The following is a 20,842-nucleotide window of genomic DNA, read 5'->3' as shown; positions in this document are numbered from 1 at the left end:
ATATGTGATCGCAGCTCTGAATCAGATACCTCGGAGCTACAACGCCATTTCTCCCGCCGCCGGACTTTCAGTAAGGAGTTGCTTGAAGAGAGTGGCCAAGGTGTCCACCGAGGTGGAACGGACTCGCCCGTCCGAAGGGCCGGTCGGTAGCGAATCGTACGGCACCAGAACACCCGCCAACTCCTCGATCCAATCGCGGTACGCGTCGACGTCCCTGGGGTCGTCCGGCGCGTACGCCTCGTAGGACAGGGTGCTACCCGCGGTGTTCACTGCCTGAGCCAGCGCGTTGACCTGTCGTCCCGTGCGGACGACGCCGGTGTTGAGCAGCCGAATCATCGCTTGAGCGGTCGGGCGATGCAGAATCACATCCAGCCTCAACACGGTATTCAACACATCCTGATTACTGCAGGCCACGACAACGGGTCCATAGTCCGGTCCGTCGCGGAAGAGCTCGGCCGCCCACCACAATCGGGCCATGGCCTGGGAATGAAATGGCCCGGAAAACCGGGTACGTGACACCGTTGGTGGATTACCCCTGCTCAGGTGCCTCCAGTAGACGTAGTCGGGGGCGAGTCGTAGTGCCAGGTAGTTCCATATCCCCGAGTCCGAGGCCTCACGGCGGGTCAAGCGCAGTGTTGCGTGCAGCACCGGAGCCAGCCAGGCGTCCGCAGAGGTGCGTTCGGCCGGCGTGAAGCGCTTCATCGCCTCGTCGAAGAGTTGTCGAACCGGCTCGGCCTCCCATGTTGACCACTCCGACATCTGGTCGATCGCGGAGGACTGCAGTGGCTCACTGTTCTCCAGGACACCGGTTGTCAGGAATCGTGCGGCGGCTTCGTTGGACAGCAGGCCCAGCGTCGTGTTCACTCGTCCTCCGGACCGGTCTTCTGTAGGAATCGGATAAAGCCGCCCAGACTGCGCGGCATTCGGGCCTGCTTGGCAGCGGCGTGCATCACCCGCGACTGCACTCCGCCGACACCGAGGTCGGCGATCTGGCGTAGCGCGTCCTCCGGCGAATGATCGGGGAAGAGAGTGGGGAGCATGCGACGGAGCACCAGCCCACGCCAGCCCTCCGGCCAATCTCGGCCGTCGACCTGGTGAGCCGCCTCGTTGAAGAGGGCGGTCCACATGGCGGTGCCGATCTGGGCCGCCAGCCCTTCCCGAATCGGACGCTCGGCGGCCTTCGTGCTTTCGAGGATCGCACGCAATCCGTCGAATCCGCTGTTCAGATTGAGCGTGGCCACCTCATCGGTGGTGGTCAGCGCCCAGGGATCGCTCTTGCACCAGGCCAGGTGCGGATCCTCGGCAAAGTCGACCCATCGCGTCTGGACGGCCTCCTTCTGCGCCGCCGGCCGCGCCTGAAGATCGACGATCCAGGGCCGGGCGACCGTCGCAACTACTCGCCCTGGTACTTCGTCAACTGTCGCCACGAGGTGGCCTGAGAGTTGCACCCGACCGAAATGGTCGTCTCGATGGAGATCCAGCTCTCCGGTCCATTCGCCCGGCTGGCCCATCATGAGCTTGACGGCCGAGTGGGTGTTGGTCCGCCGTTCTGACGCTGTGGCAAAGAAGGCGAGGCTGTACCAGGGTCCTGCGTCCAACTCATGTCGGGGTGCGCTGACGCGGATGCCCAGTCGTAGGGTGCTCCAGTCTTCACGGTTCACACGGTGCAGCCCAACAGTGTGGTCCTGTTCCGAGATCATGTCGTAGGGCAGCGCCACATCATCGAGGCGAACTTCGTGGACCGTCATGGTCAGCTCCCCTGCGAGCACAGGGTAGGGCGCGATCTGCTTCATCGCCTGCCATCCTTGGCCTGGACCAGGTCGACTTCGGCGATCGCCATCCGCCCGGCCACAGGATGGCTGGAGACATCGCTGACGCCTGTGAACACCGCGGAGCGTTCTTTCGCGGCGCATACCAGCACGTCCCCGATCAGCTCGCAGTTCGATTCGGCGAAGAGTTCGGCCCAGCGAGCCTCGGGTTTCGGGCCTGAACGAGTGGCGAATCTGAGTAGTGGACGGAGCACCCATGGATCTTCTCGCTCCGGCAACTTGATCTCGACCCTGATCCGCCACGCCCCGGCATCGTCCACCTCCCCCGTAGCGCTTTTGACGGTCGGATACCCCTTGGTCCGCGGCAGCGGTATCGGATCGAGGTCCAGCAGGTCTCGCAGGATGGCGGGAGGACCTTCCTGCCCAACGGGTTCCGATGGTTTCACCGCGCTGCGCACCATGGCGAAGGCCGTTCTTCGAAACTCCCTCAGCCTGGTCATGGCACCGCGTGCGTATGTCGCGGTGAGATCCTCGGTGGGTTTCCAGTCATTGTGCTCTGGAGGCTCGGCCGCACGAAGAAACGCTTCGGCGACCTCGTCAGCCGGCGCCCCAGCCCCTGTCGCGTTTCCGGCCAGCAGCACGGCCTGAAATTGGGGCGCACCGATGGGGACTCCGGTGACCGGCCGATCCAACACCGTCATCCGGGTGCCGCGCATCCCGACCAGGCGATTGGGCTTTTCCTCGCCCTCATGCGCCCGTGTCACCAACAGCACGGCCTCGTGCTCCACGGAACCCGACTGCGGATCTGACTTGGACGGCGGCACGGCCAACGGCACCGCCAACTCCACCACGTCCTCCGCCCGAACGAGTTGCGACACAGTTGTCCTATCGAGGAATGCTCGGACCGCACGCGCCCGCGCGGGCTCGTAGCGGTAAGGGTCGACACGCTCTTCCGCGACGACGGCCTGACCATCGCGCAGAGCCTCCACCGATGCCTCCAGCATGGGTGCCTGGCCGCGTCCTGCGACCATGGATGCCCAGAAGTGGGAGGCCAAGCCACGCACCAGAACGGCGTGCATCTCCTCCAGCGTCGTGGCTTCTCCGGAAGGATCGTGCGCTCCGACGATCAGGAAGCTCGTACCAGGATCGGAGCTTCCTCGAGTCAGGTACAGCTCTTCCACGGTACGTTCACCGGCCCACCACGATCGAGCGGCCGAAGCTCTCAGAGGATCCCGACCGCCGAGCCAGGCAGGACCCGCGTACTGCACCCCGTTCAGCTCATGCCAGGGAAGATCTATCCGGCCGATGAGACGTCGTTCACGAAGATCCTCGTAAGGCTCGGAGAGCGTGCTGTTCATCACGACCAGACCGAAACGACTGGCGCCCCAGATGGTCGCCTTGCCCAGACCGAAAGACCCGCCGGCAATGCCCTTCTTATGGCTGTCGAGCTGTCTTCGGACGACCGCGGCGAACCTCCCGTCCTCGTACTCGGGACCGGTCAGGCCGTTCGCGTTGTAGTCGTCGATGCGGAGGAGAAGCAGTTTGCCGGTCTCTCGTAGCTCACGAAGTCCGTCGGCCAGCATGCGGCCGACCTTCTGCTTCTGATCGCCTGCCGCCTCGATGTGAGGAGCAAGGTCGTCCCACCGTATGGCTTCCTGGAGCCGACGGAGACGTTCGCCGGAGAGCTCGTGCAGAGTGAAGCGGACTCGAACCGGGCGCGTCTTGTCCCAACGCTCGTCCAGGCTGTTCTGTGTCGCCTCTCTGGCGGTTATCGCCAGAGAGGAGTCGAAGGCGAAGGCGGCAGGATTTCCTAATTCCCGACCGCCATCGGAATGCGCTAGGCGATGATGCCAGGCCACATAGCCGCTCGATTCCGGAGCCTCGTCACGGGTCGCGGAGGAGCCGGCGGCCAGGTCGAGGATCTCCTCGATCGCCTGAATGTTCTCGATCCGAGGCGTGGCCCGGCCGGTGATCCATGCCGAGACCGCAGCGCGCGTCACGTTCAGGGCGGCCGCTAACTCCGACTGGCTCATGCCCTTACGGCGCAGTTGTCTGCCGAGCCAGGCCCCGAACGCCTCCGGATCGCGGGTGATGCTGTCATCGTCCTGAGTCATCGCGGGTTTCTCCAGGTGGGACAGGGCCAATTGACGCCTCAGGCTAGCGTTTGACACTGGTTTGACGCTACCGGCAGGGGAAGTCTCTATGTCCTCAAGCTGGTTCAAGTCCGGAAAAGGGCGATTTGGCCACATGTGCGTCATTCGGCCTTTTAAGTCCAAAGATTTTCCGCTTGCGGGCTAAGTTGCTCATATGGCAGCATGACCCTCACCGAGGACGAGTTCCCCAAGGCTCTTCCGAAGGGTGAAGCGCACCCCGATTCGTTCTATTGATCTGCTTACTTTGTCGGCATCGAACTGCATTTAGCGTGCCCAGCAAAGGTTCGGCAAACACCTCGCCGAATGTCTCCTTGGCGTGCCTGAATTCTTTTCCATGCCACTGCTCTACCCCCTCAATTGGCATTCCATCGTTGGGAGACAATTGCTGTGAGCAACGATGACCCCTCTGTGCTGGAGGTGGTCCTTCAGCAGACCGCGCGAGTGCTCGACACGTACAGGATCGATCCCGGCCTGATCCAGGAGCACGTCAACGGCGAGCGCCGTATCAAGGAAGGCGGATACGGCGACCGTCAGATCTACGAGCTGGTCCAGAACGGTGCCGACGAGCTGAGAAACGACCCTGGCGGGAAGATCGCGGTGGTCCTCACGGACACCCACCTGTACTGCGCCAATGAGGGCACCGCCATGACTCCCGAGGGCGCCGACACCATTCTGCGCATGGGCGTTTCGCGCAAGCGGGGCGGTCAGATCGGTCGGTTCGGCGTCGGAGTGAAGTCTGTTCTGAGCGTCACCGACGTGCCCGAGTTCTTCAGCAGGGACGACGACAAGAGCTTCGGTTTCGACAGAGAGTGGGCGGAGCTGGAGATCAAGCGCATCCAGCCCGCGGCCACGGAGACACCGGTGCTCCGCATGGCCCGCCCTCTCGACCGAGACCGTGCCGCGGCTACCGATCCCATCCTCAAACAGTTGCTCTCATGGGCCACGACCGTCGTACGGTTGCCTCTGAAACCAGCCGCTGTCGCGCGACTCGCCAAGGACATCGACGAGTTCCCCGTAGAGTTCTCGCTGTTCTCCCCGCAGGTCGGCACCGTCACGCTGGAGAAGCGACTCTCCGGGCGGACATCCAAGCGGCAGATCTTCCAGAAGGTCGACGGCGAGCGCCGCGTCCTGCAGACGATCTCTTCCCGCGACGGTGGGCAGGAGAAGCAGACCGCCGATTGGCGCGTTTTCACTCGCGTCCACCGTCCGTCGATCACGGCGCTGACAGAGGCCGGCGAACTTCACGACAGGCCAGAGATCGATATCGCCTGGGCGGTTCCCGAGGCCGGAACCCGGACTCGTGACCGGGGACAGTTTTGGGCCTACTTCCCGACGAACTACACCACGACTCTTCGGGGAATCGTCAACGCTCCCTGGAAGACGAGCGAGGACCGACAGAACCTTTACGCGAACAACCGGTTCAACGATGAGCTGATCGCCGAAGTGGCCGATCTGGTCGTCTCGTCCCTCCCTTCGTTGGCGCGACCGGACGATGTAGGGGCCTGCTTCGACTCCGTCCCCTCACGAGGGCGGGAGGAGCCACAGTGGGCGGCCGAGGATCTGGTGGCGAAGATCTGGCGACTCGCTGCAGTCAAGCCTGTCTTCCCTGATCAGGACGGCAACTTCGACACCCCGGCCAAGATCCGTGTGCACCCTGCCGACCTGCGATCGGAATGGCTGCAGTGGTGGGCGGATCACCCTGGGCGCCCGACGAACTGGATCCACCACTCCGTGGAGAGCCCAAAGCATCGCCGGGACAGCGTCAACCGCATCCTGGAGCACTCGACCACGCCGGTTGCCACCGTGAAGGAATGGCTGGAGGCGCTCGTCTCTGACAAGACCCCAGAGGCGTCGGCACGCGCGGTGCTCATCGTCGCCGACATGAAGCGGAACAACCACCCGCAGGTGGAAGACGCCCTTCGGGCGAAGATCGTCCTAACCGAAACGCTGGGACTCGTCACTCCCTCCACGCAGATCTTCCGGCGATCCGCCGACGACGGTCTGGCAGACAACACCATCTACGTGGACGAGCACGTCTACGCCGGCCAGGGCGCCATCGCGAGGGCTCTGGACCTGCTTGGCATCCACGAAGCGCATCCCGCCGGTCGGTTCGCATCGGTGGTGGAACGCGGCTTCGCCGGATACTCCGACCGCGACTGGGTGGCCTTCTGGGAGCTGGCACGCCTGGCCGGCCCCTATGGAGTGAACGCCGCGTTCAGGAACCGTGACTTCGACACGGCGAAGGAGCTCAAGGTCAAGGTCCTGACCGGGGAGTTTCGTCGGATCAGGGACTGTCTGCTGCCCGGTCGCGTCGTCCCCGACGACGGCTCGCGTGACAGGAACGTCACGGTGGACATGCAGTTCCATCGGGATGACCGCGCCTACCTTGCCGATCTCGGACTGCTCGACGGCCCCGTGGCCAACGTCGATCCTGCGGGGGAGGAGTGGTTCGAGGAGTACAAGGAGGTCTACTGGAAGCAGTATGTGGCCAGGCTTCCGGCCGGCGAACCCCGCCCCACTCTTGCACGTATGCAGTTCGAGGGAAGCGCCCCCGCAGGCCCTCTACACCTGTTCACGGCACTGTCGCCCGAGGGACGAGCCGCCTTTCTCAAGGCCATTCCGACGGGCGGCGCGGTGGTGAACTGGACCATGCAGGCCGGCAACAAGGGAGTGGCCAGCCGCAGGTCCGTGCCGTCTCCGATTCGATGGCTCACGCACAAGTTCGGCTACCTTCAGACTTCTCGTGGACTTCGGGTGGTCAAACGCTGTGTCGGTCCCGAACTGAGCAGCCACAGAGACGTCCTTCCCGTCGCGAACGTGTCGCCGAGCGTCGCTGCGATGCTGGGGCTTTCGCAGACCCTCAACGAGGTCCCCGAAGCCCTGTGGCATGAGCTCGTCTGGGAGGCGTCCGACTCCACCGAGGACACGTTCCCCGGCAAGGTCTACGCCCTGATGTTCGAGGTCCTCGTGGACTTCCCCGAAGGGGCGATGACGCGCTGTCGCGTGGGAGACGAGTGGCGTAGCGACATCGAGGACAAGGACATCGCGGTGACCTCGAGTCGCGCCGAATACGACACGCTCGTAAGAGAGAGGGTGCCTGCGCTGCTCGTCCCGACCGAGGAACTGGCCGAGACGATGCGGGGGGCGTGGAACATGCTCGCACCCTCCGACGCGATCAAGAAGGAGATTCGTTACACGGCACAGGCGGAAGGCGTCCCGCTCCTGGAGGAATTTCCTCATCTGAAGATGCTGCGGCGCTCTCAGGTGGAGGGCTGGTCCACCGTTCGCTGCGACGAACTTGAAGAGATCATCCGGACTCCAAGTGGTATGCGCACTCAGACGATCCCCGCGGCTGAGCTGCCCGAAGAGCGCAAGGTGCTCGTTCGTACGCCGGTGGACGACCTGCAGGTGCTCATCGCCGTGGATCGTGTCCTCCGGCTGAACCTTGGTGCGTCGGTCTGCAAGAGCATCCTCGACCGCCGCACACAGGAGCGCAACAACGAGCGCATCCAGCAGATACGCCGGGCCGAAAGCCTGGCGGAGAAGCTGCTTCTGCTCATCGGGGTCGAGGCTCTGAAGAAGGGGCTTCCCGAGGGACTGCTCGAGAGCGACGAGGCCAACCACGGGAGCGCCCAGGGCGACCGCCGGATGGCCGAGCTGGCCCACAATGCGTATGGGACGGAGGTGTTGCGCATCTACCGGAAGGACATCGAGGCCAACTTCTCCCAGCTCTCGGCCGGGTTCCGGGGCGACGCCACGTCCGTGCGCATTGTCAACGATCTCGGTTTCCCCGGCGAATACGCAGGGACCCGAGGGGAGACTCTGCCGGCGCTGGAGAAGGTCTACGGTCCCACCCGCTTCCCCCGCCTCCATGACTACCAGGAGCGGCTCGCGCAGAAGGCGGTCGAGCTGTTGACCAAGTACGACGCTCCACGCGCGATGCTGTGTCTGCCCACCGGCGCCGGCAAAACGCGCGTGGCGGCGGAGGCGGTGATCCGGGTGATCAAGGAGCGGGGGCTCGGTGGTCGGCCCGTCCTGTGGATCGCGCAGAGTGAAGAGCTCTGTGAGCAGGCTGTCCAGAGTTGGTCCTTTGTCTGGTCCAAGGTCGGCCCCGAAGAACAGCTGGTCATCAACCGCCTCTGGTCCACTCGCGAAGCCGCTCCGAGCGGCGACACGGCTCAGTTGGTCGTCGCCACGGACGCCAAGCTGGAGGTCTGCTTGGACACGGCCGAGTACGCATGGCTCCGCGACCCCGCGCTAGTGATCGTGGATGAGGCCCACACCTCGATCACTCCCCGTTACACCCGCATTCTCGCGTCGCTGGGTCTGACCTTCAGGGAGACCACGCGTCCTCTGCTCGGACTGACCGCCACGCCGTTCCGCGGCTTCAACGAGACCGAGACCAATCGCCTGGTCGAGCGTTACGGGCGGAACCGCCTCGACGAGGGAATCTTCACGACCGGCGATCCTTATGCGGAGCTCCAGGAGTTGGGTGTACTGGCGCGGGTCGACCACAGAGCGCTCCAGGGCTCCACTCTCGCGCTCTCCGAGGAGGACCTTCGCCAGGCAGCAGCCTTCGAAGGAGCCAGGTTGCCCGCCACCGTGGAAGAGAAGCTGGGACGGGACATCGCACGTAACCAGACGCTCATCCAGGAGATCCAGGCGCTGCCAGAGGACAGTCCAGTGCTGCTCTTCGCCACATCGGTCAACCACGCCAAGCTCATGGCCGCCCAGCTCAACGACCTCGGTATCAGGTCCGCCTCGATCGACTCCGGCACCCCGGACGCAGACCGGCGCACGCACATCGAGAGGTTCCGGCGGAAGCAGATCCGGGTGTTGACCAACTATGGAGTGCTCGCCCAGGGCTTCGATGCCCCGGCCACCGAGGTGGTCATCGTGGCGCGGCCTACCTATAGCCCGAACGTCTACCAGCAGATGATCGGGCGTGGTCTCCGGGGCCCGAAGAACGGCGGCAAGGAGACCTGCCTGATCCTCGACGTGGCGGACAACATCGTCAACTACGACCGTCAGCTGGCCTTCACCCAGTTCGAATATCTCTGGAGCAACAAGTGAGCGATGCCTACAACGGCACCCCTACGCTCACGGCCGAACAGCGGGCTGTCGTCGAGCAGCCCGCCGACGCCCTGACTTTGGTAACCGCAGGGGCCGGTGCCGGCAAGACCCACACTCTTGTGCGCCGGCTCGACAGGCTGGTCGCTGAGGAAGACCTGACCGCCGGGGAAATCCTGGTGCTCACCTTCTCCCGCGCCGCCGTACGCGAACTCAAGAGCCGCCTCGCCAAGTACGGAGATTCGGCTCGGCATGTACGGGTCCAGACCTTCGACTCCTGGGCGCTCGACCTGCTCATGCAGGTGGACGCCCAAGGGTCCTGGCTGGAGAAGTCCTTCGATGCCCGCATCGAGGGTGCGCAGCAGGCGATCGACAACGGTCTCGCCAACGAGCTCTACGAGCACAACCTCCGCCATGTCGTCATCGACGAGGTTCAAGACCTTGTCGGCGCCAGGCGAGAGCTGGTGGAGGCCCTACTGGACCGATTCGCCTGCGGGTTCACCCTCGTCGGCGACCCGGCCCAGTCGATCTATGGATTCACGGTCAAGAATCCGTCGGAGCGTAGGCAGGAGACCAACCGGTTCTTCGAGTGGCTCCGCAGCACCTTCGGTGAAAATCTGACAGAGCTGAGCCTTACCGACAACTTCCGAGCGCAGACCGATGAGGCGAAGACCGCCCTCGACTTCGGACCGCGGCTGCGCCTGCTCTCAGAATCCGAGAATCGGGACGGCGAAGGCCACTACAACGATCTCCGGAAGGTTCTCACCGGGGTGATGAACTTCGGCGGGTTCGACGAGTTGGCCGCCGATGCACTTACCGGTTTCACCGGTACCACCGCGATCCTCTGCCGGACCAACGGTCAGGCGTTGATGATCTCCGAGAAACTTCATGCAGTCGGCGTGCCGCATCGGCTCCAGCGATCCGCGCGTGATCGTGTTGCGCCGATGTGGCTGGGCCTCCTTTTGGCACGCTCCCATGGATCGTCACTGACCCGGGAGAGGTTCGATGAGTGGGTCGGCGATCTGCCCCTGACCGAGGGCTCGGACCCCGACGTCCTCTGGCGATTGCTCCAGCGAACCGGTACCGGACGTGGTTCGGACCGCATCCTGGACCTGGCCAGACTCCGCTCCGCGCTCGCCACCGGCAGGTTGCCCGACGACCTGATCGCCCAGCCCCCTGCGCGGCTCGTCGTCTCTTCCTTCCACCGTGCCAAGGGGTTGGAGTTCGACCGGGTCCTTGTGGCGGACCCGGGACCACTGCGGGAAGCGTCCCCGGAGGACAAGTCCAAGAAGGTCGACAAGGATCCCGCAGAAGAAGCCCGGTCGCTCTATGTGGCGATGACACGAGCGCGATACGAGCTCTACATGGTTCCTGGTGTGGACATGCGCAACATCCGCATCCACGACGCCACCGGACGATGGGGCCGGTACTTCTTCCAGCGCTGGCGGCGAGACGGTCTCGAACTCCGAGGGGGCGACGTCACCACCGAGTATCCGGCGGGTTCGGTCGACTTCGAAGCCGATGCCTCAGACGTTCAACACTATTTGGCGACCGCCGTCCGACCTGGAGATGCCCTCGAGTTGGAGCGGGTCTACCCGGAACCGATCGGACTCCTCGAAAGCCCTCCCTACCTGATCAAGCATGAGGGGCGGCCGATCGGCACGGTCTCGGAGAAGTTCCGACGCGATCTCTACACATTCCTGAAGCGCGGTCCGAGCTTCGTTCCTTACTCATTTCCGTCTTTGATCTCCGGTGTCCGCGTCGACACCGTGGAGACCGTCGCCGGCAACGAAGCCGCCGGCGTCCGTGCCGGACTCGACCAGCACGGTGTTTGGCTCGCACCGCGTCTCGTCGGCCTCTCCACCTTCACCTGGGACAAGAAGGAACCTGATGTCGAAGCACAGTGAGCATTACGCCTTCCGCGCCGACCTCGTCGAGCGTCTTCACCTCGACATGATCGGCCCGGTCGGCGGCCCGGACGAGATACTCACGGACTCACCGGTGACGACGTACGTTGCCGGCGTCCTCTATCCCCAGCGCCGTGACCCCGCCGAGGTGAAGGAGGAAGCGCTCGAACGCGACGCGGACCTCTCTCCCGAAACGCGAGTCAAGGACGATGTCGTCGACACGGGTGTCTCACTGGCCAACGACCAAGCGCCGTCGTCCATGGGTCTCACCTTCGGGGTGAACCCGAAGGCGTCTCCGACGATCACCGTGTTCGTGACGGCCGCCGTTTATGACCCGATCGACAAGGCCGGACATCCGGTCAAGGCCCAGCGCGCCGAGCGGCGTACCGTCGAAGAGCAGGATCTCCGCGGGCAGCGGCGGGCCCTCGAACTCGAGCCCGTTAGGGTGGATGTCACGGTCCCCCGCCGGTACAGCGAATCGCTGGCTCCTGGAGTAGAGCTTCGCGTACGGGTCCGTCGTCCCGAAGGCGGAGCCGCGTCCGTCACGGTTGCGTTGGTCAACGTGAACGAAGTCGAGAAGTTCGGCATCCGTGACGCCTACTGCCTCTACCAGCCGAAGATCCTCGTCAAGGGTGAGGAGGGCACGAAGCCCTTTGTGGAACGGCCCGTCCCGGTCGGCGCGGACGAGGTGGAGATCAAAACGAACCGCCTGCTTTACCGTTACGCCCCCAACTTCGCGGCGGGTCATGGATGCGCGGCGAACTGGGACTGGACGCCCCCTCCACTTCGTGACGAAGCGCTGGTCAAGGGAGTGCCGGCTGCCGTGGCCGCTGTCTGGAGCGAGTTCGTCCCATCAAAGGAGGTGCTGCTGACCGACTCCAATCCGGAGATCGACGACTCGGCGCTCCGCATGATCGACCTCGCGCGCAAGCCGGAAGACGAGATCCTCAGTGGACTCCGGAACCTGGTGAACGGGTACCGTGCCTGGATCGCCGAACGCGCCGAGGAATCAAGACTGCTCGCCAACACCGAGTTCGCCGAGTCGGCCAGGGAACAGATCCGGCAGTGCGAGCTGGCCTGCGACCGAATGGATTCGGGCATCGAGACGCTCCGTAGCAATCCGGTGGCCATGGTCGCTTTTCGACGCGCGAACGAGGCGATGGCCGTCCAGCGGGCCAGGACTAGCTGGATCAAGGGACAGAAGCAGGGCGTGCCGGACGTCGAAATGGGGAAGTGGCGCCCGTTCCAGATCGCCTTCTTGCTGCTCTGCATGGACGGCATTGTTGACAGAGGGCACAAGGACCGAGAAATCGCCGATCTTCTGTGGTTTCCCACGGGTGGCGGTAAGACCGAGGCGTACCTGGGCATCATCGCGTTCACCGTTTTCCTGCGCCGACTCACCAATGGCGAATCGGGTGGCGGAGTCACCGCCATCATGCGGTACACCCTCCGCCTGCTGACGCTTCAGCAGTTCGAACGTGCCGCAGCTCTGATCTGCGCTATGGAGATCATTCGACGTCGAGCACCCAAGGAACTGGGTGACGAGACCATTTCCATCGGCATGTGGGTAGGCGCCGCAGCCACGCCCAACAAGCTCAAGGACGCGGCCGCCAGCCTTAAAAAGCTCCGGGACGGCGGGGAACTGCACAAGGAGAATCCTGTCCAGCTTCGCTTCTGCCCGTGGTGTGGTACCGCCATGGGGCCCGACGAATACGAAGTGGACGTCGCCAGTTCCAAGATGCGCATCTTCTGCGCCGATCCGCAGTGCGAATTCAACCGCGAGCTCCCGGTTCATGTGGTCGACGAGAAGATCTACGAGGTTCGGCCCACGCTGATCATCGCGACCGTCGACAAGTTCGCCCAGATCACATGGCGCCCCGAGGTGGCGGCTCTCTTCAACCGGGACCGAGAAGGCACGCTCCCTCCGGAGCTCATCGTCCAGGACGAACTCCATCTCATCTCCGGCCCGCTCGGCAGCCTCACCGGCCTGTACGAGACGGCGATCGACATCGCAGCGGACCAGCCCAAGGTGATCGCCTCAACCGCGACCATTCGTCGCGCCAAAGAGCAGGGAAAACGTCTGTTCATGCGGGATGTCGCTCAGTTCCCGCCCGCCGGCCTCGATGCACGGGACTCCTGGTTCGCGGTCGAAACGCCGGCCAAGGACAAAGCATCACGACTTTACGTCGGTCTTCTCGCACCAAACACCAGTCAGGCGACCCTGTTGGTTCGTGCATACGCCGCACTTCTGCACCACGCCGCGGAAATAGGCGGCCCCGACTCCGTCAGGGACGCGTACTGGACACTGGTCGGTTATTTCAACAGCCTCCGTCTCCTGGCCGCTGCCGAACTTCAGGTGTTGGACGACGTCCAGGATCGACTCAAGCTTTTGGCCGAGCGACATGGCGCCAAACTGCGTCGCGCCGATAAGCTCACGGAGCTGACGAGTCGCGTGAAATCCAGCGACATTCCCAAGCGGCTCAAGGATCTCGAGCGAATGCACCCCGACGAGAGTGTCTTCGATACGGTCCTCGCAACGAACATGATCTCCGTAGGTGTGGATGTGGATCGGCTCGGCCTTATGGCGATCATGGGCCAGCCGCAGACCACAGCGGAGTACATCCAGTCCAGCAGCCGCGTCGGGCGTCAGCACCCGGGACTGGTCGTCATCCTCTACAACGCCAACCGGTCGCGGGACCGGTCGCACTACGAGAGCTTCGTGCCGTACCACTCGGCCCTTTACCGGCAGGTCGAATCGACCAGCGTCACGCCCTTTTCGCCACGTGCTCGGGACCGGGCGCTCCACGCCGTCCTGGTCGGGATGGCCCGACTCCTCTACCCGGAACTCCGCCTGAACGGTGCAGCGGCGGCCGTGCACAAGTACGAGAGCCGTATCGAGGAACTGAAGGACCTCATCGTCGCGAGAGCGAAGGCGGTCGACGAGGAGGAAGAGGCCGGCACCGAGAAGGACCTCAACTACATCATCGGTCGCTGGCGCGATCTGGCCGACGATAATCCCGACCTGGTCTACGAGGCCAAGCCACGATTCAAGCGGAGCGAGAAGCGCAACCCCGATGAGGCTCTTCTCCGCACCCATGCCGACACAGATCTCGAGCGTGCGTTCTCCACGTTGTGGAGCCTCCGCGACGTCGACGCCGAGTCCGATCTTTACTTGGAGCGATGAAGAATGGCACTTCGTAGTGGGCGGACTCGTCAGACGGGTCGCAGCGGGGACGCCGAAATCACGCGCACACCGCTAGGAGCGGTGCGACGGGCGCAGACCATCACCACGTACGGCGTGGGCGCGATGATCGCCATCGAGGACCAGTCCTACATCGTGTGCGGGCTGGACAGTTGGCGCAACGTTTGGAAGTCGGATGTGATCTACGAGCCGAGGCTCCAGCATTGGCTCCGGGTGGCACGGTTCCAACTCCCCCCGGCGGACGAGCCGTCCTCCGGGGATGGGATCAGAGTCCGTCTCTTCCCTGAGATGTACTCATGCGGCACGTGCAAGAAGCTTCAGGAGTTCAAGCGATTCGGCTCTCCGACGGGCAAGAGCCTTTGCGGTGCCTGTGACAAGCCGCTGACACCGTCGCGATTCGTGATCGCCTGCGAGAACGGGCACCTGGACGACTTTCCCTACTTCGAATGGGTTCACAAGAAGAGCGAGCCCAACCGTGACCCGAACGAGAAGGTCAAACACGAGCTCACGCTGGAGAGCAGCGGTCAGACGGCGTCACTTCGATCGGTCGTGATCAAGTGTTCGTGCGGTGTACGCCCGGTGTCCTTGGAGGGTGCCTTCGGCGGCGGCGCGATGTTCGCGTTGGGGATCAAGTGCAAGGGACGCCGGCCGTGGCTTGGCCGCGATGCCAACGAATCGGGGTGCACTGCGACACCGCGCACGCTGCAGCGAGGCGCGTCGGCCGCCTGGTTTTCCATCACCCGGTCGGCTCTATCGATTCCGCCCTGGTCGGAGTCCCTCCAGCAGCGGCTCAACCAGCACTACGACATGTTCAGTGGCCTGCTGGACGATGGCGTGTCCGACTCGGTGCTCTTGAACGCCATCAAGAGGACCGACATCATGGACGATGATCGGTTCACGGCGGATCAGGTCCTCTCTGCGATTCACCGTAGGCGTGAGCTCGAAGCGAGTGCTCCGCCGGACTCCGATGAGGCTGAGCCGATGCTCGAATCGGCCAATGAGTTGCGCCGTGAGGAGTACAACCAGCTCTACGACGGCACCAGGGTCGTCTCTCGTGACGAGAACTTCGAATGCGTGCCGGCGGCTGGTGACGGAAGCGCACTGCCCTATGGCATCAAGCGCTCCATGTTGGTGAAGCGCTTGCGCGAAGTGCGAGCACTCGAATCCTTTACGCGCGTCACCATGCCTGATCCGGCCGGCGGTGACACTCGTCGCGCCGCCATGGCGAACGGCACCGTCGACTGGCTTCCGGCGATCGAGGTAAGCGGTGAAGGCGTTTTCCTCGCCATCGCTGAGGATCTGCTGCAGGCATGGGAGCAGCGGCCCGGCCCCCTGACCCGCTCCCACAAAATCTGGCACAACCACACGATGCTCCTGCGCGAACGCGTGGAACGGACCGCGGGCAAAGTGCGACTCGATGACATCAGGTCGCCTGTAACCCCGCGCTTCATCCTCCTGCACACCCTCGCACATGTACTCATCAACGAATGGAGCCTGGACTGCGGCTACCCTTCGGCCGCGCTCCGCGAGCGGCTCTATGTCGATAAGGACATGGCGGGGGTCCTCATCTATACCGCGACCAGCGACTCCGCCGGCTCTCTCGGTGGCGTTGTCGCCCAGGGAGAGCATCGCAAGCTCTACGAGACCCTGGAGTCGGCGCTGTCCCGCGCCGAATGGTGTTCACAGGATCCACCATGCATGGAGTCCGAGGCCAGCGGTACCAACAGCCTCAACCTGGCCGCCTGCTACGCCTGCGTACTGCTCGCGGAGACGAGCTGCGAGAACAACAACGTCTTCTTAGACCGGGCTATGTTGATCGGCACGCCGGATGACCCGTCGACCGGTTTCTTCTACAAGGGCGACTGAGTAGCGTGATCCCCGGCCCGATCAAGATCGATCGGGCCGGGGGTTCGAACGAGGAGGCGCGGGTGCCACGCTTGGGAATCCATCAGGACTTCCTGCAGGACCTCATCCGGCTGGAACGTCCCATTCAGCAGAAGGTCGTCGAGGCGATCTCCAAGTTCGAGCAGAGTTCGCACGCCGGCATGCACTTGGAGAAGCTGCACAACATCCGTGACGAACGGTTCAAAAGCATCCGGATCGACCTTAAGTACCGCGGCATCGTCCTGGCTCCTGAATCCGGAGACGAGTTCATGCTGCTTCGCGTTGATTCCCACGACAAGGCTTATGAGTGGGTCAAGCACCGCCGCGTCTCGGTGAACATGGCTACCGGTTACATGGAGATCCGTGACGACGCGATCATCACTGACACGATCCAAGGGTTGCAGAAGATCCACGGAGAGACCGTACGACCACTGTTCGAACACGTCTCGGACGCCGACATGGCGCGGTTGGGCATCGACGATCAGATGCTCAAGTTCGCCCGGATGCTCAGCGATGTGGCCATGCTCGAGGCGTTGGACGGCAAGCTCCCCCAGATCCAATACGACGTGCTCTTCGGTCTGGCCGCGGGCATGTCCCCCGAAGAGGTCTGGAACGACGTCGTCGGCGGCATCACGCCCGAGGCGATCGACCCGGACGACCTGGTGGCCGCAACGCAGCGTATGCCCCACAAGGTAGCGCTGGTCGAAGGGCCGGAAGAGCTCATGGAGCTGTTCGCCAAGCCTTTCGCCAGATGGCGGGTCTACCTGCACCCGTTGCAGCAAGAGGCGGCGTTTCGGTCGTACTCAGGTCCCGCTCAGGTGACCGGCGGGCCTGGCACGGGCAAGACGGTGGTCGCTCTCCACCGTGCTCGGCACCTCGCCCGACAGGGTGGTCGAGTGCTGCTCACCACGTTCACCGCGACGCTTACGCGATCGCTGGCCGAATCGCTGAGGTTACTTGAGACCGACGACGAGGTCCTTTCTCGGATCGACGTGCTCACCGTCGATCAGGTGGCTCGGCGGCTGGTCGACGGGCACGTGGGGAAGTTCACGCTGCTCCGTCGAGACGAGGAGAAGGAGATCTGGCGACGGATCATCCGGCACCGAAGCCTGGAATTCACCGAGAAATTCCTTCAGGAGGAATGGCGACAGGTCGTCCTGGCGCAAGGGGTCACGTCTTTCGACGCCTATCTGGATGCTCGCCGAATCGGGCGTGGCCGGCGACTTGGCCCGGTGCAACGCGCTAAGGTCTGGCGGGCGATCGGCGAGTTCGAACAGGAACTGGCGGACAACAACTACCGCACTTTCGAGACGATCTGCGTCGAAGCCACTCGGGTGCTGGGCGAGTTGGACACGCGACCGTACGATCACGTGGTCGTGGACGAAGCGCAAGATCTTCATCCTGTTCGTTGGCGTGTTATCCGGGGCCTGGTCGCCGAGGGGCCGGACGACCTGTTCATCGCGAACGACACCCACCAGAGGATCTATGACAACCGCGTCTCCCTGAGCTCGGTCGGCATCCAGTTGGCCGGACGGTCCACCAAGTTGAAGATCAACTACCGGACCACCGAGGAGATCCTCAACTGGAGCTGCGCCATGCTGGCAGGCGAGAAGATCGTGGACCTCGCCGGACAGCACACGAGCCTGACCGGCTGCCGCTCGGAGATCCACGGGGCTGAGCCCGAACTCTATGGTGCATCCACGAAGAACGCCGAACTCACGCATCTCATCGAGATCGTGCAAGGCTGGCTCGATGCCGGAGTGCAACCGGAGGAGATCGGCATCGCGGCCCGCTCCGAAATGCTGGCCCAATCGGCGGCGGAAGCCCTCACCCGCGCCGGCATCGATGTCGTTTATCTCTCTCGCGAGAAGGACGGCACGGAGCGACACATCCGCGCCACGACCATGCACCGTATGAAGGGCCTCGAGTTCCGTTGTGTCGCCGTGATCGGCGTGGGTGCCAACCAGTTGCCCTATGCAAACGCGATCACGCCCCTAGAAGAGGACGCGACCACTCATGCGAACGACCTCCAGCGGGAGCGCTGCCTGCTCTTCGTCGCCAGCACACGTGCCAGAGAACGCCTTTACATCTCCTGGCATGGGGAGCCAAGCCCCTTCCTCAACCTCGCCAGTAGTTGACGATCTCCGCGATCTCCTCGTCGGAGATCGCGGCGAGTCGGATCTCCTGCGGCTCACCACTCGTCCGGGACAGGAACAGACCGCTGCCTGGCGCAAGGACCTCGGCTCCAGGCCTGTTGATGACCCGGATGCTCTCATCGGCCGTGGTCATGGAAAGGGCCAGTCTTGCTGGGAAGTATCCCTTTACACGACTGCTCAGGACCGTCTCGGATGGTCGGGCAGTACGCGCGACTACATGAAAGCCGACCGCGCGTCCTTCCCGGGCCAGCTCGACGACAGCATCTTGGTCATCGACGTCCGCTAGTTCGTCGATCACCACCACCACGTCTGGATGCGCACGCTCGATGTCACCTAGTGCAACGATCGGCATTGGAGCCTTCTCTTCGCGCACCTCACGATTGAACTGCTCGATATCACGGCATCCAATCCGCTCAAGGTCCCCATAACGACAGCCGAGCTCGGCAACTGCCCACGTGAGCGGATTCCCCATAGCCTCTTGGACGACATGGGGAAGATCGAAGAACTGATTCCGTCGGCCGACCATGATCAGTCGACAATGCTTCGGTTTGTGCTTCACCGCGAGTGAGGTGACTATGCTCCTGACCGGGTCGAACCGTCCGCCATCTCCTCCGATCAGTACATGCCTCGCCTCGTTGAGGTCCAGGTAGACGGACGTTTCGTCATGAGCGCGCCCGAGGCCGGCGAGTAGAGAGTCGTCTGGAGTCTGCCGAAGAATGTCGCCCAAGCTGAGGAGGTCCGGCAGCTTGTGCGGCACCTCCACACTGATTGCCTTAGAGCCTGGCAACGGTGATGTCGATTGTTCCAGCAGAACAAGGCGGACCCGGTCGTTCTTCGCAGCCTGAACGATTTTCGGGGCCAAATCGAGAACCGCGGTCGCCGGAGTCGTGGGGCCGAGCCTGACTTCGAACCGGGTCAGTACCGGCGTGCGGGTGTATCCGGCGACCTTCGCGTCGACTCGAGCTCTCTTCAAGATCTGATCTATCTCTTTGGCCATTGCGTCATCTGCGTCGGTGTGCTTGCGCTCGGGGACGCTTGATTTCAGAAGCCAGTCGGGAGGAAGCCGCTCGGTCTTCTTGTCGACCTTTCGACCTTCCGGGCGCATAGCACGCAGGCGCTGGGCGACCTCCTCCGCCGACTGTGGACGGTCCTCTGGCTTCTTGGCGAGAAGCTGGAGAATGAGCTCCTCCAGAGCCGACGGGATATCGCTGCGGATAGCGCTGGGAGGGGTGGGCTTCTCCGTGGCATGCCGGTGCATCAGCTGCCAAACATTCCCGTCGAACGGCGTTTCACCGGTGGCCATCTCGTAGAGCACACAGCCCAACGAGTACAGGTCGCTGCGTTCGTCCGGCTCGCCTTCGCTCTGTTCCGGTGCCATATAGGCCGGCGTGCCCACCTGCAGGGTGGCCTTCCCCGAATCGACAGCTCTCGCGATGCCGAAGTCACAGATCTTCGGTCGGTCGCCGGGCAGGAGCATGATGTTCGCCGGCTTGATGTCGCGGTGGATGACCTTCTTTGCATGTGCGACGCCCAGCGCCTCTGCCAGCCGGGCACCGATGTTCACGACCCGCTTGCTCGGAAGGCCGTTCAGGTGCCTGGAAAAGACCTTCATCAAGTCCTGGCCATGGAGGAGTTCCATCACGAAGAACAGCCGCCCCTCGTGCTCGTCGGCGTCATGGACGACGACGATGCCCGGGTGCTGTAACCGGCCGCACAGGACGGGCTCGGCGCGGAATCGCTCGACGCGCCGCGGATCCGGATCCAGCTCGCTGGGAAAAATCTTGACGGCGACTTCACGATCAAGGCGCAGGTCGACGGCCTTCCACACCACGCCCATCCCACCGGCACCCAGCTTGTCCACCAAGCGGTACCGGCCGGCCAGCGTCTCCCCCTCTCGCATCCGTCACTCCACCCTTACTTGTCCCGATTGCACGGCTATGGCGATGCTCTATCACGACTCACTGATCGGGGCGAGCCGAGCCGCCAATCAGCACAACCGAATCTCGCTACCGTAGGTCGCATGGCAGTCCAGAGGCCGACTCGCGCGTCCAGTGATGGCACCCGCAAGAGCATGCAAGCCAACCGCGGCCGGGATACCAAGCCCGAGCTCGCCCTCCGGCGAGCCGTCCACGCGCTGGGCCTCAGGTACCGCGTCTCCGTCCGCCCTCTGCCCGGCATTCGTCGAACCGCCGACATCGTCTTCACGCGGGCCAAGGTGGCGGTTTTCATGGACGGTTGTTTCTGGCACGGCTGCCCCGAGCACCACACGAAGTCGGCCACCAACGCCGAGTACTGGGCCGAGAAGGTCCGAAGAAACAGAGAGCGTGACGCTGAAACGGATCGGCTTCTGACGGAAGCAGGGTGGAACGTGATTCGTATATGGGAGCACGAAGACCCTGCGGCGTCGGCCAAGGTGATCGCGGCAGAAGTACATGGCCGATCGACGGATCGTCAGAGAGACTATTCGACGCTCTGATGTGCCCAGGGTCCCGTGGGGTCGGCTTGATAGGCCCTCATACCGGCTAGTGTTGGCGGAGAGCACCTTGAACGTTTTTCATCCGCCGGGCGGCTAAGCCGGTCACAGCATGATCGCGATGCTCGGGTTTTCCTCATGATGTGGCGAAGCTCCTGGTAGACGGGTTGATCACCACAACCATCACCGTCATCGCCAGGAGCTTCGGGTGCTGTTCTATCGTGCTGC

10 protein-coding genes are annotated in these 20,842 nt (G+C 63.5%); 6 read left to right on the top strand and 4 right to left on the bottom strand.

What is annotated here, in order from left to right; all coding sequences use genetic code 11:
- Window positions 1–36: 36 nt before the first annotated feature.
- The 3 genes from FLV34_RS27160 to FLV34_RS27150 are packed head-to-tail and all read right to left on the bottom strand — an operon-like array spanning window position 37 to window position 3,883.
- Window positions 37–864 carry a DUF6339 family protein gene (locus FLV34_RS27160; RefSeq protein WP_142648158.1) on the bottom strand — a complete coding sequence of 276 codons (828 nt, stop codon included), beginning with the start codon at window positions 862–864 and terminating at the stop codon, window positions 37–39.
- On the bottom strand, window positions 861–1,793 hold the full coding sequence (locus FLV34_RS27155) for a hypothetical protein (RefSeq protein ID WP_142648159.1): 933 nt from the start codon (window positions 1,791–1,793) through the stop codon (window positions 861–863). Before FLV34_RS27155 ends, FLV34_RS27160 begins: the two co-directional genes overlap by 4 nt.
- Window positions 1,790–3,883 (bottom strand): helix-turn-helix transcriptional regulator, encoded by a 2,094-nt coding sequence (locus FLV34_RS27150; RefSeq protein ID WP_142648160.1) that lies wholly within the window; start codon window positions 3,881–3,883, stop codon window positions 1,790–1,792. The genes FLV34_RS27155 and FLV34_RS27150 overlap by 4 nt, the downstream gene beginning before the upstream one ends.
- A gap of 426 nt (window positions 3,884–4,309) precedes the next feature.
- Here FLV34_RS27150 and FLV34_RS27140 point away from each other — a divergent pair, with 426 nt between their 5' ends.
- The 5 genes from FLV34_RS27140 to FLV34_RS27120 all read left to right on the top strand — a co-directional run bounded on the left by FLV34_RS27140 (window position 4,310) and on the right by FLV34_RS27120 (window position 18,123).
- Window positions 4,310–8,995, top strand: coding sequence for a DEAD/DEAH box helicase (locus FLV34_RS27140; protein WP_260617288.1), 4,686 nt, complete (start codon window positions 4,310–4,312; stop codon window positions 8,993–8,995).
- Window positions 8,992–10,899 carry a UvrD-helicase domain-containing protein gene (locus FLV34_RS27135; protein ID WP_142648162.1) on the top strand — a complete coding sequence of 636 codons (1,908 nt, stop codon included), beginning with the start codon at window positions 8,992–8,994 and terminating at the stop codon, window positions 10,897–10,899. The genes FLV34_RS27140 and FLV34_RS27135 overlap by 4 nt, the downstream gene beginning before the upstream one ends.
- Entirely contained in the window at window positions 10,883–14,083 is a 3,201-nt protein-coding gene (locus tag FLV34_RS27130; RefSeq protein ID WP_147944417.1) for a helicase-related protein, read from the top strand. The genes FLV34_RS27135 and FLV34_RS27130 overlap by 17 nt, the downstream gene beginning before the upstream one ends.
- Window positions 14,084–14,164: 81 nt before the next feature.
- Entirely contained in the window at window positions 14,165–15,967 is a 1,803-nt protein-coding gene (gene drmB, locus FLV34_RS27125; protein WP_261985919.1) for a DUF1998 domain-containing protein, read from the top strand.
- A 62-nt stretch (window positions 15,968–16,029) separates the two neighbouring features.
- A complete protein-coding gene (locus tag FLV34_RS27120) occupies window positions 16,030–18,123 on the top strand; it encodes a UvrD-helicase domain-containing protein (RefSeq protein WP_142648243.1) in 2,094 nt (697 codons plus the stop codon).
- On the opposite strand, the gene FLV34_RS27115 is transcribed toward FLV34_RS27120, so the two are convergent.
- Window positions 18,104–20,041 carry a DNA translocase FtsK gene (locus FLV34_RS27115; RefSeq protein WP_147944416.1) on the bottom strand — a complete coding sequence of 646 codons (1,938 nt, stop codon included), beginning with the start codon at window positions 20,039–20,041 and terminating at the stop codon, window positions 18,104–18,106. The genes FLV34_RS27120 and FLV34_RS27115 overlap by 20 nt on opposite strands.
- Window positions 20,042–20,161: 120 nt before the next feature.
- On the opposite strand from FLV34_RS27115, the gene FLV34_RS27110 reads away from it, so the two are divergent.
- The gene (locus FLV34_RS27110) at window positions 20,162–20,617 is read left to right on the top strand and encodes a very short patch repair endonuclease (protein WP_142648165.1); all 456 of its coding nucleotides are present in this window, start codon (window positions 20,162–20,164) and stop codon (window positions 20,615–20,617) included.
- Window positions 20,618–20,842 lie beyond the last annotated feature (225 nt).

Source organism: Microbispora sp. CSR-4, assembly GCF_008033685.1.
Lineage (GTDB): Bacteria > Actinomycetota > Actinomycetes > Streptosporangiales > Streptosporangiaceae > Microbispora.
This window is presented reverse-complemented; position numbering and strand designations above follow the sequence as displayed.

Excerpts from the sequence above, each read along its gene's own strand:
- FLV34_RS27155 (WP_142648159.1), bottom strand. The coding sequence starts at position 1,793 with ATGAAGCAGATCGCGCCCTACCCTGTGCTCGCAGGGGAGCTGACCATG.
- FLV34_RS27150 (WP_142648160.1), bottom strand. The coding sequence starts at position 3,883 with ATGACTCAGGACGATGACAGCATCACCCGCGATCCGGAGGCGTTCGGG.
- FLV34_RS27130 (WP_147944417.1), top strand. The coding sequence starts at position 10,883 with ATGTCGAAGCACAGTGAGCATTACGCCTTCCGCGCCGACCTCGTCGAG.
- FLV34_RS27115 (WP_147944416.1), bottom strand. The coding sequence starts at position 20,041 with ATGCGAGAGGGGGAGACGCTGGCCGGCCGGTACCGCTTGGTGGACAAG.
- FLV34_RS27110 (WP_142648165.1), top strand. The coding sequence starts at position 20,162 with ATGGCAGTCCAGAGGCCGACTCGCGCGTCCAGTGATGGCACCCGCAAG.